Raw genomic sequence first — 20,463 nt, 5'->3', positions numbered from 1 at the left:
TGGAGGTAGAATTATGGAATTCTTAATGTCGATATTTTTTATTCTTATTTTGCTATTTCTAGGCTTTGTAATAATTTGGTGGATAGGATTATTTGTCCCAGATGATAAAGATATGGGAGTCTTAAAAAAGATTGTTTATACGATATTTGGAATCTTATTTTTTATTTTTATCTCCACCTATAACTTTTACGAATATTGCGATACTGCTTTGTAGTTGCATTATTGTCATATTAATAATGAAATATATTGCCCCTATGCTATATGTCAAAACTATTCTTTTTATCAAAAAATATAGAAAAAATATAGTTGTGATTTTCTGCTACTTATTGCTCGTTGCCTTGATAGGTTGCTTAGTAAATGGAAAGATACAATAATCACAAATTTGGAGGATATGAATGGAAACTTTAATGCAAATACTTTATAATGCCTGTTTTGCTATGAGTAGTTGTGGTAGCGTTTTTCATCATCAAATGGCTGTATTATGACTTGACAATTGGACAATGGCTAGATTTATGGAAAGAGAAAAAAGATAAAAAAATAAGCCTTAAGTTTATGATTTTTCTAATTATATTGGGTACTTTTATAAACTTTATTCTGCCAAAATTATAAGGGTGAATTAAAATTCAAAGAATTTAAAAAATAGAAATTAAGCAAAAAGACTATCATTTTTTTAGATTGCATGTGTGATGCCTGTTAATCTTATATCACGATTATTGTTCTAAACACAAGGGCAAAATTACAGATCTTTAATTCTATAAAATTATGTAAATATATGTAAAAATCTCATGCTACATAATGATATAGCGTTATTAAAGTTTGAAAATCACAAAATAAAACGATAATATTTCATACTTAAACAACACGCCAAAATACATACAAGGAAGCAATATGCAGTTATCAAAGTTTAGCGATTATTCATTTCGGGCATTAATCTATCTCGCACAGCACGATAATACATTAAACACTATAGAAAATATGGCAAGCGAGCTTAGAATCTCACAGAATCATCTCAAAAAAATTATCCATAAACTATCAAAAGGTCAGTTTATAAAGACTTTTAGGGGGCGGGAAGGCGGCATAAAACTTGCTAAAAAGCCAAAGGATATTGGATTAGCCGATGTGTTGCTTTATACAGAGATAAATACCGACTTTGTTGAGTGTTTGAAGCATAATTCTAAACACACGGAATGCCCCTATCAAATCAATTGCAATCTCAAATCAATCATTCATAAGGCAAAAAATGCTTTCATGCAGGAGTTTCAAAAATATAGCTTACAAGATTTATTGCAGACAGATGAATATATGTAACTATATTGTATAAAAATTATTAAAATAGCAACTTAATGCGAGACTTATCTAGCATTACTTTCATTTTACAAACCACAAGCGTATGCCGATATGTTACTATCAGTAAAAAAGGGTGGGTATGATACAGCCAACACACATTCAAAGCCTATTAAGTCAAATGGCAACAACCACAGGCAATAAAGAGATAAATGCTACTTTGCCTATGCTTTTACGCATACTTGATAAAAAAGGTGCTGATAAATATCTCGTGCAGCTTGGAAAACTCATCATTGAGACACAAAGCAACAAAGAACTTCAAGTTGGCACAAATTATTGGGCAAATGTCAAACAAGGCAAAGATGGCTTACTCATTTCAGATCTTATTAAGCAGCCAAAAATGCTGGAGAATCTAGCACATGCAAAACTTAAATTAAGCTCAAATGACTTAAAAGAGTTGCTTAGTGAAACGCATAAGGGCGGCAGCACACTAGAATCTGTTTTTAAAGAGTTTTTACTAGAGAGATTACCTCTTGCGACAAGTAAGCAGGAGTTTTTAGAGTTATCAAACTTGCTTATTGCTTTGCAAAATGGCGTATTTAGCATGGTGATAAAAGAGGATGATGGCAAAGAAAGTTTAGTGCAGCTTAAAAAACAAGTGGAATTTTTAGAATTTTATAGCATTTTTCATCATTTGGGTGAGATAAGCGGCATTGTATCGCTAAATGATGAAAATAATGTATGTTTGCGACTTTGTGTGATGAGTGAAAAAGTAAAAAAGATACTTGAGAATAGACTAAGTGAATTACAAGGCTTTGATGAGATACAAATTGATGTGGGTCAAAATGAACCTTTATGGGATTTAGAATCTTTTGAGCCTTCATATATTCTTAATCTTAGGGGTTAGATTCTATTTTTGAAATCTTATCAAGCTAATTAGCATATTGTTTCAACGCATGATTTAGACACGCCTTTTTATGCTGTATCCCAAGCTTTGTATGCTAAAATTTAGCAATACAGCTTTCTACACAAATTTTTAAAGTTTTAAGAGATGAAACAAAGCTAAATCACATGACACAATCTAGAATCTACGAGCGATAATCTGCATTAATCTTTATATAATCATAGCTTAAGTCACAACCCCAAGCCTTCGCACTATGTGTGCCATCTTGCAAATCAATTAAAATACGCACGACATCTGCACTCAAAATACTTTTTGCTTTACTTTCATTAAATGCTGTTCCTACGCCATTTTTTACAATTGCAATTTTCCCTTTTTTACTTGCAAAAATAAGATTAAATTTACTTGCATCAAAACTCGCATTGCTATACCCCATAGCACATATAATTCGTCCCCAGTTTGCATCTTTACCAAAGATTGCAGTTTTTACAAGATTTGAGCCAATGATAGCTTTGCTTAGAGTTTGTGCTTGTTGCAAACTCTGTGCGTTTTTAATGGATACTTCAAGCAAATGCGTAGCACCCTCGCCATCTTTAGCGATTTGTTTGGCAAGATTGACACATACTTTTTTTAACGCTTTTTTGAATATCTCATAGTCTGTGCTTTTACTTGTGATAATTTCATTCTTTGCAGCACCATTTGCTAACACAACAACCATATCATTTGTTGAAGTGTCGCCATCAACGCTTATTTGATTGAAAGTTTGCGTATTAATCTCACTTAATGCTTCTTGCAATAACTCTTTAGATATCGCTATATCAGTCAAAATAAAGCCTAGCATGGTCGCCATATTTGGGTGAATCATGCCAGAACCTTTTGCCATGCCAAAGATTCTAAATTTATTGTTTTTCTTTTCTACTTTTGCCTTTTTATCGCATGTCTCTTTTTCTTGTGTTTTAGAATCTAACTTATTTTCTACGCTTGTAGAATCTTTAGCATTTTCTTTAGATTCTGTGTTAATGACAATATTTTTAGAATCGCTAGTTTTTTCATTGCGAGCGACTTTTTCTTTGCCAGATGTATTTTTAGAATCTAAATCATTTGGGCTTTGTAACTTACAAGTTATGCCAAAAGTCTTTGGGAAAGTATCTGTTGTCATAATGGCTTTACTTGCTAATTTTATAGAATCTTTATTGCTGTTTTTTTGTGCTACTAACTTTGGGATAGCTTTCAAGATTCTAGGCATGGGCAATTGCGCTCCAATAACGCCTGTGGAAGCAAGTAAAATATGCTTAGAATCTATACGCAACACTTTTGCTAGGGCTTCCGCACTTTTATCGCAATTTTCTTCACCTTGCTTTCCTGTGCAAGCATTCGCACAACCAGAATTTATCATAACAGCATGGATATGATTTTGTATCTTTGCTTTATTGTGAGTGATACAAGCCGCCTGCACGCTATTTTTCGTCCATACACCAGCGCTTTGGCAAGGCTCTTGTGAGTAGATAAGGGCTAGGTCTAGCCTATTTTTATATTTTATATTTGCCTTTACGCCAGAGAGTTTGAATCCTTTTGGAAGTTTTGTGCTTCTTTTTGCCTTAAGTTTTATTTGTGTCGCCATGCTATCCCTTTTTTAGAATCTGCAATGATTTTAGCGAAAAAAACACATAAAGATACCATATTTCTAACACTCGCACCTATGTTATAGAATCTATGTGTAAAAACTTCACACTTAGCGATTTTTTACCATAATATCTAATCAAGTTTAAATAATGTTTGTTCTAATGGGCTTATATCAATCTGTCCTGAGAGATAAAAATATTTGCGTAACACTAAGAGATTAAGTAAGCCTTGAAGCCTTTTATCATAGAATCTAGCACAAAATTCATGTGCGTTTTGTATGATTTCCTTTGCTTCATTTGTGTGTGTTTTGTAGTAGTCAAGCACGGAATCTACATCACTATAATCACGCTTAATAGCTGCAAAATGCACACCTTTTTCTAGCTTATCTTCCATAAACCAAGTTTCTATCTCTGGCTCTGGCATAATGCAGAGCGAGTTTGAGCTTAACACCCATTTGAGATTACTTGCTACATCATAGCCCTCAAGGCTTAGTAGAAATTTATAGGGCAAATGCTCTTGTATTGAGAGCTTATTTTTTAGCCATTGTGGATTAGAATCTGCTCGTCCAACATGTCCAATATCGCAATTTGGATTAGTAAAATGCTTTTCAAAAAAGCGGATTCTATGGTCTTGATATACAGCACCACGAAATAGCAATATATCCTTTTTATCCTCAAATCTTATTGGGTCGTTTATGAAATGAAAATGACGATATTTTTCAAGCTGCATTAATACTGAATTGTTATTACAAGCAATAATTGGACGAGATTTACAAATCGCAGGAAAGCTTAAAAGCTCACTCACATCATAAAACATATATGCCCAGACTAAATTATCCTTAAAATATCTCGTCCATTCATACGAATCATAATAATACACCGATCCGGCTTTATAAGTATTATTTTTCAATATATCTATATTCGGCACAAGTTGCTGCAAGTTTGCTAATCGACTAGGATAAGGCGGTAAATCTAGGTCTAGTGGGCTTATTTGCGGTAATTTATCTTTTGTTAATGGTATATGAAAAGGCTTATTGAGTTTATTGTAATAATTTATGCGATTACTTATGTCTTCTAGGTTTTTCTCATAGATTCTTAGTAATTTTTGTATCTTTGTCTCAAGCTGCTTTTGCGTTATTATGCGTGGTATTATCATGCGTATAATACCTTTGAGATTATAGATAAAACGCGAACCCCTTGTCTGCAATAAATACCCTTTCATTTGCTTTTAAAACTAGCGGAGTATTATATAGAAAAGTTATGAAGATGATATGCGATATTGCCAAATACAAAAGATTATAGGCAAAAGATTCCATACCACAATCATATTATTTACTCTCATATATAAAGTTATACACAGAAAAACATTATAATAAACACTTATATTCAAAACAAAAATTATCAGGTAAAAAATGCTACAAAATATTTTTATACGATATGCTAGATTCTTTGTATTTATTCTCTCTTTTATTATGCTTTTTAGTGTATGCGTTTATGCGAAAAGTCGCTCTGATCTTTATACCACATGGCATAGCTCTATTGCTATGGATATGATACCAAAGCATGAAAATGCGAAATTTTTACCCTATGCCAATCCACAAGCAAAAAAGGGTGGGGATTTTAAGACTATGGGGCTTGGTGGCTTTGATAGTCTCGATTTATTTGTATTAAAGGGGAGTAAGGCAGATTCACTCGATTTAGTATATGATACTTTAATGGCACAAAGCTATGATGAGCCTTATGCGATATATCCGCTTATAGCAGAAAAAGTAAGCATTGCAAATGATAATAGCGGTGTGAGATTTATGATAAATCCAAAGGCAAGATTCAGCGATGATAGCAAGGTGAGTGCTGGTGATGTAAAATTTAGCTTTGATATGCTTATGCAAAAGGGCGATCCCACTCAATCTCGCTATTATGCTGATGTAAAAGAAGCGGTTGTGGTGAATGAGAATATTATTGAATTTATCTTTAAGCATAATGAAAATAAGGAATTACCTTTTATTCTTACACAACTACACATTATCCCAAAACACTTCTACCTACAAAACAATAAGCAAAATAATGAGAATCTATATGGTAAAAAGCCCTTACGCATACCGCTTGGCAGTGGTCCCTACATAATAGAATCTTTTGAGATAAATAAATACATTACTTATAAACGAAATAAGAATTATTGGGCGAAAGATTTAATGATAAATGTTGGGGCATATAACTTTGATAGAATCACAATTGAATATTACAAAGACGCAAATGTCGCTTTGCGTGCATTTCTAGCGGGGAATTATGACTATCGCTTTGAGCCACAGGCAAAAGCATGGGCAAATGACTATGAAGGAAGTAGCCTTAATGCAGGAAGATTTAAAAAGATCACTTTAACACATGGCTTACCAGCGGGTATGCAGGGCTTTTATCTTAACGCAAGAAGAACGCATTTAAATGATATAAGAGTAAGGGAAGCGATACTTCAATGCTTTGATTTTGAATGGAGCAATGAATATCTATTTTACTCACAATATAAACGCACACAAAGCTATTATGAAAACTCAATATATGCTTCAAATGGTCTCTTAAGAGATTCTAAAGATGAAATAGAGATATTACAATCACTTGGAATCTTAAACTATAATAAAAGCACAAGAGAGTTTGAAATAACAAAAGACTATAAAGATTCTATAAATCCTCGCTTACTACATGAAGTCTATAAGAATCCAAGCACAAAAGCACCACATTCAAAAAGAGCAAATCTCATATACGCACAAAAGCTTTTAAAAGAAGCAGGATATAAAGTAGTAGAAAATAGGCTGCTAGATTCTAATAATAAGCCAGTGAAACTCACGCTTTTACTAAACTCACCTTTATTTGAACGCATGGTGCTGCCTTTTAAGAAAAATCTAGCAATACTTGGCATTAGCCTTGATATACGATTAACAGACTCAGCTCAATATGAAAATAGAGTAAAACAATTTGATTATGATATAATTGTGGGCTTGATACCACAAAGCCTTTTTCCCGGAAATGAACAAGACTTTTTCTTTTCATCAATGAGTGCGGATATGGAAGGCTCAAGGAATTTTTCTGGTGTGAAAAATAAGGCGATTGATAAGCTTATTGTTTTGCTTAATCAAACAACAGATTATAATAAACGCATAGCGATTTTACATGCGATGGATAGAATCTTACTATGGGGATTCTATGTTGTGCCGCATTATTATAGCCCTAGCTTTCGTATCGCTTTAAGGCATGATATAAGAATGCCAGATATTTTTCCACCCTATGCTTCACCTTTTAGCATATATCATTATTGGTGGATAGAGTAATGGAGGGTAACATGAGATTAAAATTTATAAGTGCATGTTTATGTATATGTATGCAATCAGTATTTGCCGCAAATATACAAGGAATCTATAAGGAAGAATCAAATGAAGAGGCAGATAAAGATTCTAAACAAACGCATATTTTTAAAGAAGATGTGTATAGGGAACACAATCCGCTTTTTACAAATACATATAAAAAAGCTAATCTAGCCTACACAGGCACGCTTGGCTTAAGCGATACACAAACTTTAATGTATAATGGCTTAAATACGCAGTATAGACACCCTTTTGCATGGAAAAAGATTCAGCTAGATTCATTTGCTAATATTGCTTTTGGGAATGCCTTGCTTACGACACAAGCCACACAAAATAGCTCTTTCTTTTTTGGCTCAAATCTAGGGGCTAATGCTTCTGTGCCTTTGCCTATACAAAATGTCGTAGCACATGGGGTATTTGGCATTGATATAGGCTTTGGGGCTTTAAGTAGTCAAGTCAATAACATGCTATTTCAAGGCTTTTTAGGTATTGATTTTTTCTATGATCAATATGTATTTCGCCCATTTATTAGCTTTTCTCTTATTACGCCTTTTAGCAGTGTGTATGAAGTGAGTGTCGCAGGGCTTGTTGATATTGGCTTAAAGACTTTTTATAGAGGGGATTATATGCTGGGTTCTATTAATATAGCTTTATCAAATCTTTTTTCAAAAAATAATGCTGGGGTCTTTACTCTCTTACCACAATCTACACCGCTTTTTTTAGGCACAAATGCTTTGAGATTTAATGTAAATGCTAGTATTGACTACTTTGCAACACAGCATTTAAGCTTTAATGCTATGGCTTTGGTTACTTATACTTCAAGTTATCATGCCTTAAATGCTGGGGGTCAAGTGGGAGCAACTTATAGATTCTAAGTTTTAAAAACTTGCCCAAAATGCACCCTAAACCCTGCACCACCCATAAAGACGTAGATTCTAAATTATATTCCTACCCAAAATTTTAACCGACATTTTTTTCATTGTCAAGTCGCTTTATTTACTCTAAGTTGAAATAAAAAAGGTGGGCTTGGCAAAATGTCCGCTCATTTTAATTGTACTTTATTTGCCTCCAAATTCCCAAAAAACCGATATTTTCTCTAGTTATATAAGTTTATAAGAGTTAGCTAGAAAAAAAATTTAAAAATTATATGCTTGTGTGTAATATTGTAACTTATATAAAGTGAGTTAGCATAAGTGGGTAATTGCATTTTATTGTGAGAGTAAAAATTCCCCTTGTGTGCTATGTTCTTAGTGATTGCAATGCGTAAATATGCTTTATAATCTAGCTTACAATAAACTTTATTTAAAACTTAAAAATAACTTAAAATTTCATTGTTGGAATCACAATTCTATCCAAAGTCCGCAAAATAGGGCATAAAATGTATATGTGTGTCAAAATTTGTGCCATGAGTGTATTTTTTGTGTCATTTATGTGTGATAGAAAATCTTAAAGAATGAGATAAGTTGCAGAGAGATTGAAATATTTTTAAATATTTAAAGCTTTGTAGCTTGTGTGATTGGCTCTTGTAAAGTTGTCTTGCTTTGATTGGCTTTTGTGTGAATGCAAAGGCTAGTGTGATTTATGTTTGCATGATTTAGGGTTTTTTTGTGCTATTTGTGTAATTTTGGCTGATATTCCACTGAAATAAGGCTCTAAAACTAAGCTAAACTAGGCTACATTTGGCTAGTTTTTGCTTTTTTGATAGAAATTACACTTAAATCTACCATTAAACTTACATAAATGACTTACATTTTCTTGCAATTTTGTTAAATTCTCGCCCTGTTTGCTTCATTTCATAGTGTTTTTGTCAAAGAAACTCACAAACAATCTTTTTTATATGTTTTCTCTTGCATATCAATACAAACAAATATGTAAAATATAAAAATCTCGTAAAATGTGGCGTGGAAATGTGTCGTGTGAGTTTCAAGGCTTTGAGAGTGTAATAATGCAATTTTGTGTCTCAAGTGTGGCGTGAAATTGAGATAGCACAGAATCTAATAAAGATGTTTCGCTTACGCTCAACATGACACAGATGTTAAAACCTAAAGTGTGGCGTGAAAAAAACACTCAAACACAAAGACACAGAAACATTGATAAACAACAAAAAAGCATAAATTTAGATTTTTGGCTTTAAAATGTGGCGTGTGGGCTTAGAAAGGGTCGCACTGGCTTAAATACAGATTTTAAACTAAAAAATGCAGAATCTAGCACACAAAAACATATAAAACAAGATTCTACAACACGTTTAAACACTAGCAAAAAACACTTAGCACACCAAAATCTCTAAGTCTCTAAAGTATTCTTTCATCACAAACTTATCTTGACTCTTATCATTAACATAATCTTTATTCTCAACTTCTACTAAAGCTTTTAATCTTACATTATATGAGCCTTCTTTATTGAAAGATTTGAGTATATTATCTTTTTGGCTACTCTTAACATTTGATTGCTAACCTTGCCATCACCAAAATCCCATTCAACTTCTACTAACTCAATAGAAGTAACAATATGAAATCCTATCACTTCATCAATAGCTATCACGCTTTTAGTGGCATATATCTCTAGTATAGTAGTATCAAAGTCTGTATTGTAGTCAGGTATTTGCACCTTTTTCCACTCATCTGTGTAATCACTGATTGGAGCTTCACCTATTGCTTTGAGTGCATTCACCGTAGTTTGCTGCATATCATAGCTTTTAAGTAAGTCTGGTTTATTTGCATTTGATAGGACATTTTGATAGCTTACCATACAATTTGCTTTATTTATCTGTGCGTTATCATTGGCACTTTTATGTAATACTTCTGCCTTGATTTTATCTTGCAGGGCTTGGGCTTGAAGTTGTGCTGTTTGCATTTTACTTGCTTGTATCTTAAAAAAGCTTTCTTTCACTTGATTGGATAGCATTGCTACTTCTTTTTTCTTACCTAGTATGCCTAATGCACTTTGATTTTGTGCATCTCTTGTAGCTACTTCATTTTGGTCTATGGTTAATGCTGTTTGGACTGCACTTTGAAATACGCCTAAAAATGTCTTTGCCATAAAATCACTATATGCTAAAGCCTTTTGGTCATCTGTAAAAGCATAGCTTGGCATATACTTTACAAAACTATCTAAGGCATCTTTATATATTTGACTATCTTTCATCTTAGCTTCTATAAAATCAAAATTCTCTTGGAATTTCTTTAGAGTGAGATTTTTTGTGTCTATCATGTTAAATCCTTTTTTTTGTGGTATAATCCAAGTATCTTTAAGCCTTGCTATATGTTTTAACTCAATACTACTAGAGGACATATAGCTAAACACGCTCTCATAGGGTAGATTGTGAGAGAGAGGTGGGGCTTAAGGGTTTTCTTGCATATATACAATTTTAATCTTATCACTCATTAACATTTCTTTTAATCGATTTTCTTTTTTGTCAAAGTAGTATGTCTTAAAATCTATATTTCCAACAGAATCTATCCCTATTCCAAACAGATTCATTAGCTTTTTGTCATTATCGTAAAATGGCTTATAGAAATACACGCTAGGGCTACTTTGTCCTTCTCTTGCCTGTTCTACGATAAACAATGGGTCTTTAAAGGTTTTAAAGAAACCGCCTTTTATGTTTTCTCTGTCTGTGTTGTGCGTATTGTAAGTAAAATGCTTCCATGCACTCTTTATATCCGCTTTCACTTCCTTATAAGGCGTTTCTATAATCCCATATTTTCCGCTTATGCTATCAAATATTTTTGCAAACTCTTCCTTATTTCTAAACTCTGCTTGTGGCATTGTCTCTACTTTACCATTTTGCAAGGCAGATTCTATGGCTTTTGCTAACTCTTTGTTAAATATTTCATTACTCAAGCTATTTATTTCCTTTTTGCCTTTTAAAAAATCTCTAGGATTAAACTTTTGCATTATTTTAGCAAACATAGCTGGATTATTTTCACTCAAAGATTTGTAGTCTTGTTGTATGCTTTTAATAGCTAAAGTAGCATATCTTTGTGTGCTTTCATTGTTATAGAGTTTGCTTATCGCCTTACTTGCAACACTACCACCAATTAAGCCTAAGACAAAGTTTTGCGGATTAAATCCTACAATATTCCCATTCTCATCTGTTTCAATTCCTGCTGCACTGCCACTTAAGATTCCAGCTCCTAAATGTTTTGGATTAGCATACATGATGTTAGGGCTTTTATCATTAAAGTAGGTATGTGTAGATTCTTTATTTTTTGGTTTAGTCTTAGTGATATTGCCTTTTGTATCCGTATAGCTTCCTTTATTGTCAATATGCTTTATTTGATTGGAATCAAAGACTACAAAAAAATCACTTGAATCAACATCCAAAATAATACCATCATAGCCTTTACTTCTTAAAAAATCTTGTGCTTCCCTGCTTTGTGTGTCATAGGAATTAAGATTTAAACCTTTTTCTGTCAATTCATTTTTAATATCAGCAGGATAATCTTTATTTGCCCTTCTTAAATCTAACGGCTTTTTAACATGTAAAAACACTTCATAGAGTATTCCTCCATTTATTCCTCTAAACCTTGCTTTCTCTTTAGCATAATCCTTATCTAGTGCAAACCAAAAGCCCAAACCACTTCTGTCTTTCTCTTTTTCAAACACTTCAAATTCCGCACCGCTTCCATGATAAAACACTTTAGGCAGTCCATTTTCATCTTTTGTCAAAGGACTAGAATCTTTATGCCACTCTAGTAAATCTTTTGCCTTTCTCTCATCGTAATTAAACTTTTGCATGGTAGATTCTAGGGTTTGTTCTAAGTCATTCTCTGCTATATTATTAGCTGTATTATTATCTAATGCTTTATTTTCACTCTCTTTACTAAACTTCCCTTTCACAATATCTTCAAAGTCATCACCATATATAGCTTTTAGTCTCTCTATTTCAGAATCACTTGCCCTGCCTAAAAAGCTATGCAATTCTGCCTGTCTTACTAGCATTTCATTCAAGCTATTTCTAAGCTCTGCTACACTCTCTTTATTTGCAATCTCTTTTTCATAAGCCTTTTTTGCTTTTTCTCTTGTATCTTTTGCTTTTTGTATCTGCCCTTGTAATTCTTTTATATAATCATCACTTATAAGCTTATTGTAGCCATTATGAAATCTTTGCATATAGTTTTTATCTGTATATGCAGCATCTCTTACATCTAGTCTTGTAGAAATGCTTAAAGATTCATTTAAATCTTTACCTAAATAAAAGTCAATCATGCCGCTATATCCCTTTTTTGCTAAGATATTTAATCCACGATACTCACATATTACTTTAATGTTATCGCTAGACTTTGCAAAGTCTTGTATGATTGCATTTAGTTTTTCATTAGCTAAAGTTTCAGGGCTTTTTTCTTTTTCTTTCTTTTTGTCTTTATCTTTTGTAGCCTTTGGTGTGTCTGTTTTATTATCTTTACTTGTCTTTGCCTTATTATCCTTAGCAAAGTTTACTTTCTCTTTTCCAAAGCTTATAGTGGTATTATCTTGTGTTTGCTTTTTAAAAGCTTCTAGTGTGTTTATATCCTTTTGCATACTAGATTCTAATTTATTTGCATTCTCTATTTTATTGTGATTATTTTTAAGGATTAAATCATGTGTGCTTATAGCATTCTCTACTTCATCAATGGATTTTACTATATTCATAGCTTCTACTTCTTGTTCTGCATTAGGGCTAGTCATAGCTTTTAGTCTGCCATGCAAGTTATCTTCGCTTATATCTTCTATTACTCTTGTTTTAAGGTTTGGGTCTTGTATTTGTTTTATTATCTTTGTTTTCTGCTCTAGTGTTTGAAGCATTAAGCTATCACTCATTTGTTCTGTTACATAAGTATAGATTCTAGCTTCAAAGTCAGGGACTAAATCCATTAAGCGATTACCTTGTCTTATAATCCTGCCTTCTCTTTGCTCCATATTAGCAGGTGTCCAATCTAGGTCTAGGTGATGTATTGCTGCTAGTCTTTCTTGGAAGTTACTCCCTGCACCCATTTTACTTGTGCTACCGATTAATACTCTAATCTCACCGCTATTAATCTTTTGAGATAGTGTTTCTTTTTTAATGCCCTCAAAGTCATGCACGAATGCTACTTCGTTTTCTTTAATACCTTTTTCTATGAGTAAATCTTTTAAATCATTATAAGCACTAAATCCATCACTTCCCCTTGCAATCTTGCTTTCTAAATCACTTGCTTTATCTCTTAGTTTTTCTAGTTGATTATCGCTTAGATTATGAGATTGATTTTGTATTACTGAATCTATTCTTTCTAATTCTTTTTGCCATTTCTCTAGTGTTTCAGGTTTGACTGCCTTTTTTGGCACTGAAGTATCTAGGAATACCAATTGTGTGCCTTTATGCTCGTTAAAGTCATTATACACTTCTAGGATATTATTAGCTGCTGCTGATATTTTTCCATTCTCATCTCTTTTATATGAAGAATCAATTAAACGCATATCAATACTTGCTTTATTAGAATCAGAGATAATCTTTAGCATATTATCCCCGCCTTTTTCCATTGCAGCTTGTGGATTTTCTTGTAAAACTTTTGCTCTTTTTTTCACACTCTCCATAAAATCTATTTGTGCTTGGTTTCTTTTTAATACAACAGGTATTCTTCTTACCTTTGGTTCTATAATCTTGCCGCCTTCTTCTAGTATGGCTTTTTGCATATCTTCTTTAGTTACTAAGTCTGCAAACTTATAATACATAGCTTTTAATTCTGGCAGGTTTGAGAAGTCTCTAAGCCTTGATGTGAGTTTATACTCCCCTGTTGCTTTCATCTCAAATTCACTAGAAGCCCCTGCAAACATTTTACACCATTCATCAAATACATCTATGCCCTTAGCTTCTAAGTCTTTAGAGCCTAAAAATCTCTGCATTGTAAAAATATCACTGATAAAGTTTGTAATCGGTGTGCCTGTTGCAAATAGCACTCTATTATTAGGCAAATCTCTCATTTGACTTATTTTCATAAAGGCATCAATTGCCCTTTGTGAATCTGCACTTCCTATACCTCTTACATTTCTTTGAGCGGTAAATATAGGCAGATTTTTTAGATAATGTGCTTCATCAAACATTAAGGTATCTATACCTAAATCTTCAAAGAATACATTCTGTTTATCATTGGCTACACTTTTAGCATAGTTAGTTGCCCTCTCTTCTGCTTTTTCTATGCGATTTGCAATAGAATTTAACTCTCTTTTAGAAGCCTCACCTGATTTTTCTAATTGATAATATATATTCTTTAGATGTTCTACTTCCATATTTATATAATCCTTAAAAGCACTTGGGGCTACATTCATATTTGTAAAAGCGGTATAGGTCGTAATGATAATATCATGGCTATTGTTTTTAAGACTTGCTAATTGCCTATTCTTATCTTTCCTTGATACTGCTTGAATAAGCTTTATATTTGCATTAGGATATAATCTCCTTGCTTCTGCTGCTATTTGTGGGGCTACATGATTAGGTAATACTATCATGGGCTTATTATGCACTTTAAGCCTTTTTCCCTCAATGGCAGAAGCTATCATTGTATAGCTTTTACCTGTGCCTACATCATGGGCTAAAAGAGAGCTTAACTCTTGGAAAAATCTAAAGACTGCATTCTTTTGGTGTTTTCTTAACTCTATATCACTATTTGCCCCATGTAGTTTTAAATGACTGCCATCATATTTTCTTGCTACTTCTCTGTTAAAGGTATCATTATATTGCTTTTGTGCTATTTCACTGAAGTTATCATTATCTAGGATATATTGTTTAAACTCTCTTTTTAATTGCTTTTTTAAAGCTTCTAGGCTTTGTGTTGCAATAGGGTCTCTATATATGATTGTTTTATCCTTATCACCTTTTATTGTCTTTTGCACGACTAAAGTTTTATTATTTAGCATATCCTCTATATAATCAATACCATTGATATATTCTACACCTGTATTTGCTTTGAAATCCTTGCCTGTTGCAATCATAAAGTCTCTATCTTTTAATCCATCAAAATTGACTTTCCAACCAGCCCCATGTATATAATTTGTGTTAAGATAGTCTAGTCCTACAATCTCACTTAAAAAGCTATCAGTAATGTTTTTATCAAGCCAATTCGCCCCTAATGGTATTTCAATATGTGGCACTTCTATATCATCAGGTATAACATTCTTTAAATCTTCATAGGCTATCTTTTGATAATGAGCGATTGTTTCATCATCGCTAAACTTTGGCAATCCATATTCATCATGAAAGGATTCTAGTCTTGTCTTTACATCACCACTTAAGAATATATCTTTATTTAATCTCTCGCCATTATGGTCTAAATACTCTAGCTTTTTATCTAAAAACTCTTTTTTTACAGAATCTACATCGCTTCCTAAAAGGTCAGCTATCCTTTGATAATCATTATATCCTGTCTCATTTAAGCTTATATGCATAGCGTCATGCAAGTTATCTGCACTCTGTGGTCTTACATAAGGATAGCTTACTCGCTTTGTAAAAATATCTGCCCTTTCTGCTCCTACTACTTTATTATTCTTTACAAGCGGTGCTTTTTCCAATGCAAAGATTTCAAAGCTTGTATCATCTACCATTTCAAAGAGTTTAAATCTAGGGGATACCTTTTTATCCTTTGTATAAAAGCTACCATTCTTACCCACTACTGCTTCATAATCACTATTTAGCTTTTGTCTTAATGCAGAGATTGTTTCATTACTTGCTTCAGAATCTAGCTCTGCTTTTTGTAAGCTTTTTAATGTGCTTTGCAATTCGCTTATCTTTGGGGCTAACTCTTTATATTCAGCTATTCTTTTCTCTATGGTTTCAGGTTTCCAAGTAACTTCTAGTGATTGTAAATACTCTTTTAAGTCAAGCTCATCATCACTTCCCCCATCATTTTTTATAAACTTATCTTGTTCTTTATCATATCTTACAGCACCCATTTGACTATCTGTAATATCTTGTGTAGTCTTTACTTCACTCTCTAAGTCTTTTAATGAATGTGTATTATTATCTTTTAGTCTTAATGTATCAAAATCATATTTTTTATTTAAATATGGCATTAAATCAAAGTTAGAAAAGTCAATGCCCTCTTTATTTATAACATGCACTATATCCCCAAACTGCCCTTTACCGACTTTCATTTCACCTAAAACATTTTGTGGGTTATCTACAAAGTATTTACTTACAGGTATGCCATTTAACTCTGTTGTCTCTATCCATGAGTTATCTAGCTTTTTAGCTTCAGCGGCACTTACCTTTTTAAATACAAGTATATCAGTCGTTACACTTGCATCTTTAAAAGCATTATTTGGCAGTCTTACTCCACCTAGAAACTTTGCATTCTTAGCTATTTCTTTACGCACCAAGTCATTACTAGAATCCATAAAGCTTTTTGTTACTATCTGTATGCTAATGCCCCCAACTCTTAGTTTATCAATACCCCTTTTCATAAAGTAGTTATGAGCTGACGCACTGAAAGCCTCATCTCTAATAGTAAAGTTACTATAGGGGGGATTGCCTATAACTAAATCATAAAAGTCATCTTTTGCAAATTTAGAGTTTTGGAATCCTGCATTATCTATCTTAAAGTAGGGATATATAGTCTGTGATAGTTTAGCAGTAAATGGGTCTAGCTCAATGCCTACTACATTCGCATTTGAGTGAAACTGCCCTAAGAATCTACCACTCCCACTGCTAGGCTCTAGTATAACATGATTATTGTTTAGTCCTAAATCCTTAGCAAGTTTTACCATAGATTCTACAATAGGTGTAGGTGTGTAGTAAGCATCACCTGCCCTGCGGAATAAATAATCAGCGTCTATCTTTGCTCCAACAGATTCACTCAAACTCTCTAAAAGCTTATTAAGGCTATCTAGTCTCTCACCTTTTTCTTTTATCACTTGATATAATTCATTACTTGCCTTACCAAAGCCTCTAAAATTACTTAAAATCTTTTTTTCATCATCAGTTGCTACTCTGCCACTCTTTAGTATATCATCAAGCAAACTAAGAGATTCTATATTTGCATCATATAGGGCTTTTTGTCCTTTTAAGTCTTGTATTTCACCGAGTTTAAATTCTTTATTGAGTGTTGCTAACTCTTCAGGGTTTAGAATGCCTGCTGGATTGCTATCACTTTCTATATTATCTAATTCTTTTGGACTTTGTTTTGGTTTTGGTTTTTGTGGTATAATGTTGTCAGCATTTGCTTCGCTATTCAACGCTTTAGCGGGTAATTCGGGCTTAGCGATTATTGGAAGCTCGGGCAAATCACTATATAAAACTTCCCCACCTTCTTTAATCTTATTTTGTAAATTATTTAGATTTTTTGGTGCATTACTAGATATAACCCATTCGCCATTATCGTTTTTGCTTACACTTGCAAAGAATTTACCTAATTTATCATCTCTAAAATCTTTGGCAAATATTAACGCTCCATCTACTTGTCTAACGACTACTTGTGGTGATTCTAAAGTGTCCTTAATATAAGGTAAAAACTCTAATCTGTCTCTCTGTATAAGCTTTACTAAGCTCCCAGCAGATAGCTTAATATCTTCGCCTTGCAAGATAGAATCTAAAGCTTGTTTTACTTCAGGTGTAAAGTTAGGGATATAGGCTTCATCAAGGCTTTTTAGATTAAAGGTATTTTTCCAATTGTCTGCTATATCTTTTGGTATCTCATGTGTTTTACCATAGCTATCCGTGAATGTTTCAGTAGCTTTGTTTTTGTCTATTAATTCTTGTGTCTCTCTTACACTCTTACCACTTGCCTTTGCTTCTTTGATTATTTCTTTTGTGGTTTTTGGTGTTTCCTTGTCATGTTGAGCGTTAAGCGAAACATCTTTATTTGTTTGTGGATAGTCAAATCTATGTAAGCCTTTTTCTTGGACTAGATTATAGGCTTTTTTGACTTCTTTTCTTTTTTTAATGTTACTTATCTTATATATTTCTGCAGGATATGGTGCTTTATGCAAATAATGAAAAGCTTCCTTAAGAGTTGGCAGCAAATCGCCCATTCCCCTGCCAAGTTGCTGCCTTTCTTCAAGGGTTAAAACACCAGCATCAGCAATTGCTTTAGTATCAATTTTTAATATATCATCTTGTAAAGTTCTAGCCTCATTAAAATCTTTGATTGCCTTAGCTATATACATTAAGTTTTCAGGTTTGTCGATATTTTTTATTAATGATATCTCTTTGCTCCCATATTCATGATTATCATATTCTTTTAAGAAGTTATCGATTATTTCCTTATCAGTGAGTTTTTTGGGTTTTACTTGTGGTGTAGATTGTGTGTCTATGTCTTGTGTGGCAACTTTAGATTCTGTGTTTGTGTTAGAATCCTTTTTGCCTTTTTTCTTTAAAGATACATTTCTGTGTATTCTAGTCCTTGAGTTATCCCTATCATCGTTTCCATCATGCTTATATCGCTTGTTGTCAGTCTCATCAAGTCTGATTCCAGCATTATGTCCTTGTGTATCTCTGCTAATATTAGCATTGGTTTCAATGTCGCTGCTGCTATGGCTAGAGTCATCTCGTATATCTCTTTTTTCATGAGTTTTTTCATTCCCGCTTTGTGCCATCTCTTTTGTGCTTGGTGAATACTCATCGCTAATTCCATTGTCTCTTTTGAGAGTTGTCTCTGTGTCCTTATTTTCTTGTGGATTATTGCTCGTGCGTGAAGTTGCCCACTTAGTATCAGCTCCACTCTCTCTTTGAGTAGCTTCATGTTGATTGTCTGTGTGGCTTTCTTTTGTGCTTGTTTCTTTTTCTGTGTGGTTTGTTGTGTTTGTGTCTTGTTTTGTGTTTGCATGTGTATCCTTTGTATTTTGTGATTGTATTGTATCTTTAAATTTATTAACAATATGATTATTATCTAGCTCCCATTCCTTTAGACTTTTTGCAAAGTCTTCTGCAACGCCACTGCTAATCTTATTATTACTTAAAGCAATGCCTTTTTCAGTATTTTGAAATTCTTTAAAAATGCTTTTATCCCAATCAATATCCTTATTAGCCTTTAAATCTTTAAGTATGCTTTCATAATCATCATATAAATCCTTATTTTTAAGCTTAAAGAAAATTTCCTTCATAGCGTATTCATCTAAATCGCTAAAGTCTTTATGTTTCCTATCACCGCTTTTATTTGCATGTTTTAAGATTCTCTCAATTTCATCAATGATTAAATCTTGCCTAGATTGCAGGGCAGAAGTAAAGCTATCAAATAATTGTATTTTGTCTTTTTTGCTTAGATTTTTGCCTTGCATATTATTGATAGTTTCAAAAAAGCGTGTTGTATCTAAGTTTTCAAGGTGTAAATGTTGGTTTTGCTCTCTTATGCCTTCACTTTGATTTATTGCTTGTGTATTCTCTTGTGTTTCTTTTTGTGTTACAGGCTCTTGTGTGCTTTTAGATTCTATTTGCATAGAATCTTTTTCTAGCCTAGTGTTAATTGAAATATTTTTATTTGTTTGTGGATAGTCATCAAGCAATTTAGTTTGTATTTTTTCTATTGCCTCAAGTGCTTCATCAGTAGCTTTAAAATCATCAATAATGTCTAAAGCAGCACGATTGAGAGAGTTTTTGACTTTTTCTGTTGCAGCTACATAATCATCGTATGTTGTTGATACATTGTCTCTAACTTCATTAAAGTGTTTAAGTGCTGCATAAACTTCTTCTCCATTATCGCTGTATTCAAGTTTTGCATGTTTCATAAACCACAAATCATCATCAGGGTCGTATTTTTTTACAAAATCAATCATTATGTCATCGTAATAGACACTATAAACACCCCTGTGCATTCTTTCTTTTTTTTCTATCTCTTGTGTGCTTTTAGATTCTATATCTTTACTTATTTCTTGTTTTGTGGTAGGATTTGCATTGCGAGTCCATTCATTTTCTTTACTCGCTCGGCTGATGAAAGTTTGGATATGGTCGGCATTTTTTATCTTATTTGCTATATAATCCTCTCGTGCTTTTGGTAAAAATGTTATCAGTCTTTTATTATTCTCTGCTGTTATTAATAATGTAAAAAAGTTTTTTCCATCATTAAATACCTTAATTAAGTCGGTTCTATCACCACTTGTAAGCTTTAAATCCCATTTATTCAGCGTAGGCTCAACAAGATTTAAATATGCAAGTCTATTTTGTGAATCATTCTTTTTTTGTAAATGTGCTATAAAGTTATCTTTATTTACGATACTATCAAGTGTATTCATAAATGATTGTATATCTAATTCTTGTGGTATTTTTGCACCTTGAATTGAATAGAGTCTCTGCAAAGCTTCATCTGCATTAATGCTTACAATGTTGTTTTTAGACTGCATTTCCCCCAACACATTC

Annotated in this window: 10 protein-coding genes; 6 read left to right on the top strand and 4 right to left on the bottom strand. The window is 32.9% G+C overall.

The genetic code is table 11. The features are described 5' to 3' along the window. Positions 1–25: 25 nt before the first annotated feature. From C6H17_RS08200 to C6H17_RS08190, 3 genes are all read left to right on the top strand, one after another. Positions 26–214, top strand: a complete 189-nt coding sequence (locus tag C6H17_RS08200) for a hypothetical protein (protein ID WP_040463028.1) — start codon at positions 26–28, stop codon at positions 212–214. Between the two features lie 674 nt (positions 215–888). Then, on the top strand, positions 889–1,308 hold the full coding sequence (locus C6H17_RS08195; protein WP_005218648.1) for an RrF2 family transcriptional regulator: 420 nt from the start codon (positions 889–891) through the stop codon (positions 1,306–1,308). Between the two features lie 118 nt (positions 1,309–1,426). Then, positions 1,427–2,191 (top strand): hypothetical protein, encoded by a 765-nt coding sequence (locus C6H17_RS08190; protein WP_005218649.1) that lies wholly within the window; start codon positions 1,427–1,429, stop codon positions 2,189–2,191. 181 nt (positions 2,192–2,372) lie between these two features. Here C6H17_RS08190 and argJ read toward each other — a convergent pair whose 3' ends face one another. Together argJ and C6H17_RS08180 are read right to left on the bottom strand one after the other, a co-directional pair. Then, the gene (gene argJ, locus C6H17_RS08185) at positions 2,373–3,806 is read right to left on the bottom strand and encodes a bifunctional ornithine acetyltransferase/N-acetylglutamate synthase (protein WP_005218652.1); all 1,434 of its coding nucleotides are present in this window, start codon (positions 3,804–3,806) and stop codon (positions 2,373–2,375) included. 134 nt (positions 3,807–3,940) lie between these two features. Continuing rightward, positions 3,941–5,014: a glycosyl transferase family 90 gene (locus C6H17_RS08180; RefSeq protein ID WP_005218654.1), complete on the bottom strand. Its 1,074-nt coding sequence runs from the start codon at positions 5,012–5,014 to the stop codon at positions 3,941–3,943. A gap of 205 nt (positions 5,015–5,219) precedes the next feature. Between C6H17_RS08180 and C6H17_RS08175 the strand changes: the two genes are divergently transcribed. The 3 genes from C6H17_RS08175 (at position 5,220) to C6H17_RS12230 (ending at position 9,447) form a co-directional block, all read left to right on the top strand. After that, positions 5,220–7,127, top strand: coding sequence for an extracellular solute-binding protein (locus tag C6H17_RS08175; RefSeq protein WP_020995709.1), 1,908 nt, complete (start codon positions 5,220–5,222; stop codon positions 7,125–7,127). Positions 7,128–7,138: 11 nt separating this feature from the next. Further along, positions 7,139–8,035, top strand: coding sequence for a hypothetical protein (locus tag C6H17_RS08170; RefSeq protein WP_020995710.1), 897 nt, complete (start codon positions 7,139–7,141; stop codon positions 8,033–8,035). A 1,262-nt stretch (positions 8,036–9,297) separates the two neighbouring features. Continuing rightward, complete coding sequence (locus C6H17_RS12230; protein ID WP_155243505.1) at positions 9,298–9,447, top strand: hypothetical protein; 150 nt, start codon at positions 9,298–9,300, stop codon at positions 9,445–9,447. A gap of 89 nt (positions 9,448–9,536) precedes the next feature. Here the strand turns inward: C6H17_RS12230 and C6H17_RS13020 are convergent, their stop codons facing one another. Continuing rightward, a complete protein-coding gene (locus C6H17_RS13020) occupies positions 9,537–10,370 on the bottom strand; it encodes a hypothetical protein (protein WP_233714107.1) in 834 nt (277 codons plus the stop codon). A 129-nt stretch (positions 10,371–10,499) separates the two neighbouring features. Beyond that, positions 10,500–20,447: a PBECR2 nuclease fold domain-containing protein gene (locus C6H17_RS08155; RefSeq protein ID WP_158655012.1), complete on the bottom strand. Its 9,948-nt coding sequence runs from the start codon at positions 20,445–20,447 to the stop codon at positions 10,500–10,502. Positions 20,448–20,463 lie beyond the last annotated feature (16 nt).

It is taken from the genome of Helicobacter rappini, from assembly GCF_900198625.1.
Lineage (GTDB): Bacteria > Campylobacterota > Campylobacteria > Campylobacterales > Helicobacteraceae > Helicobacter_A > Helicobacter_A rappini.
The sequence above is the reverse complement of the archived record's forward strand: the minus strand, read 5'-3'. Positions and strand labels throughout refer to the sequence as shown.

Bases quoted from the DNA above. Each gene is read 5' to 3' on its own strand.
- C6H17_RS13020 (WP_233714107.1), bottom strand. From the start codon at position 10,370: ATGATAGACACAAAAAATCTCACTCTAAAGAAATTCCAAGAGAATTTT.
- C6H17_RS08195 (WP_005218648.1), top strand. From the start codon at position 889: ATGCAGTTATCAAAGTTTAGCGATTATTCATTTCGGGCATTAATCTAT.
- C6H17_RS08200 (WP_040463028.1), top strand. From the start codon at position 26: ATGTCGATATTTTTTATTCTTATTTTGCTATTTCTAGGCTTTGTAATA.
- C6H17_RS08175 (WP_020995709.1), top strand. From the start codon at position 5,220: ATGCTACAAAATATTTTTATACGATATGCTAGATTCTTTGTATTTATT.
- C6H17_RS08155 (WP_158655012.1), bottom strand. From the start codon at position 20,447: ATGCAGTCTAAAAACAACATTGTAAGCATTAATGCAGATGAAGCTTTG.
- C6H17_RS08190 (WP_005218649.1), top strand. From the start codon at position 1,427: ATGATACAGCCAACACACATTCAAAGCCTATTAAGTCAAATGGCAACA.
- argJ (WP_005218652.1), bottom strand. From the start codon at position 3,806: ATGGCGACACAAATAAAACTTAAGGCAAAAAGAAGCACAAAACTTCCA.
- C6H17_RS08170 (WP_020995710.1), top strand. From the start codon at position 7,139: ATGAGATTAAAATTTATAAGTGCATGTTTATGTATATGTATGCAATCA.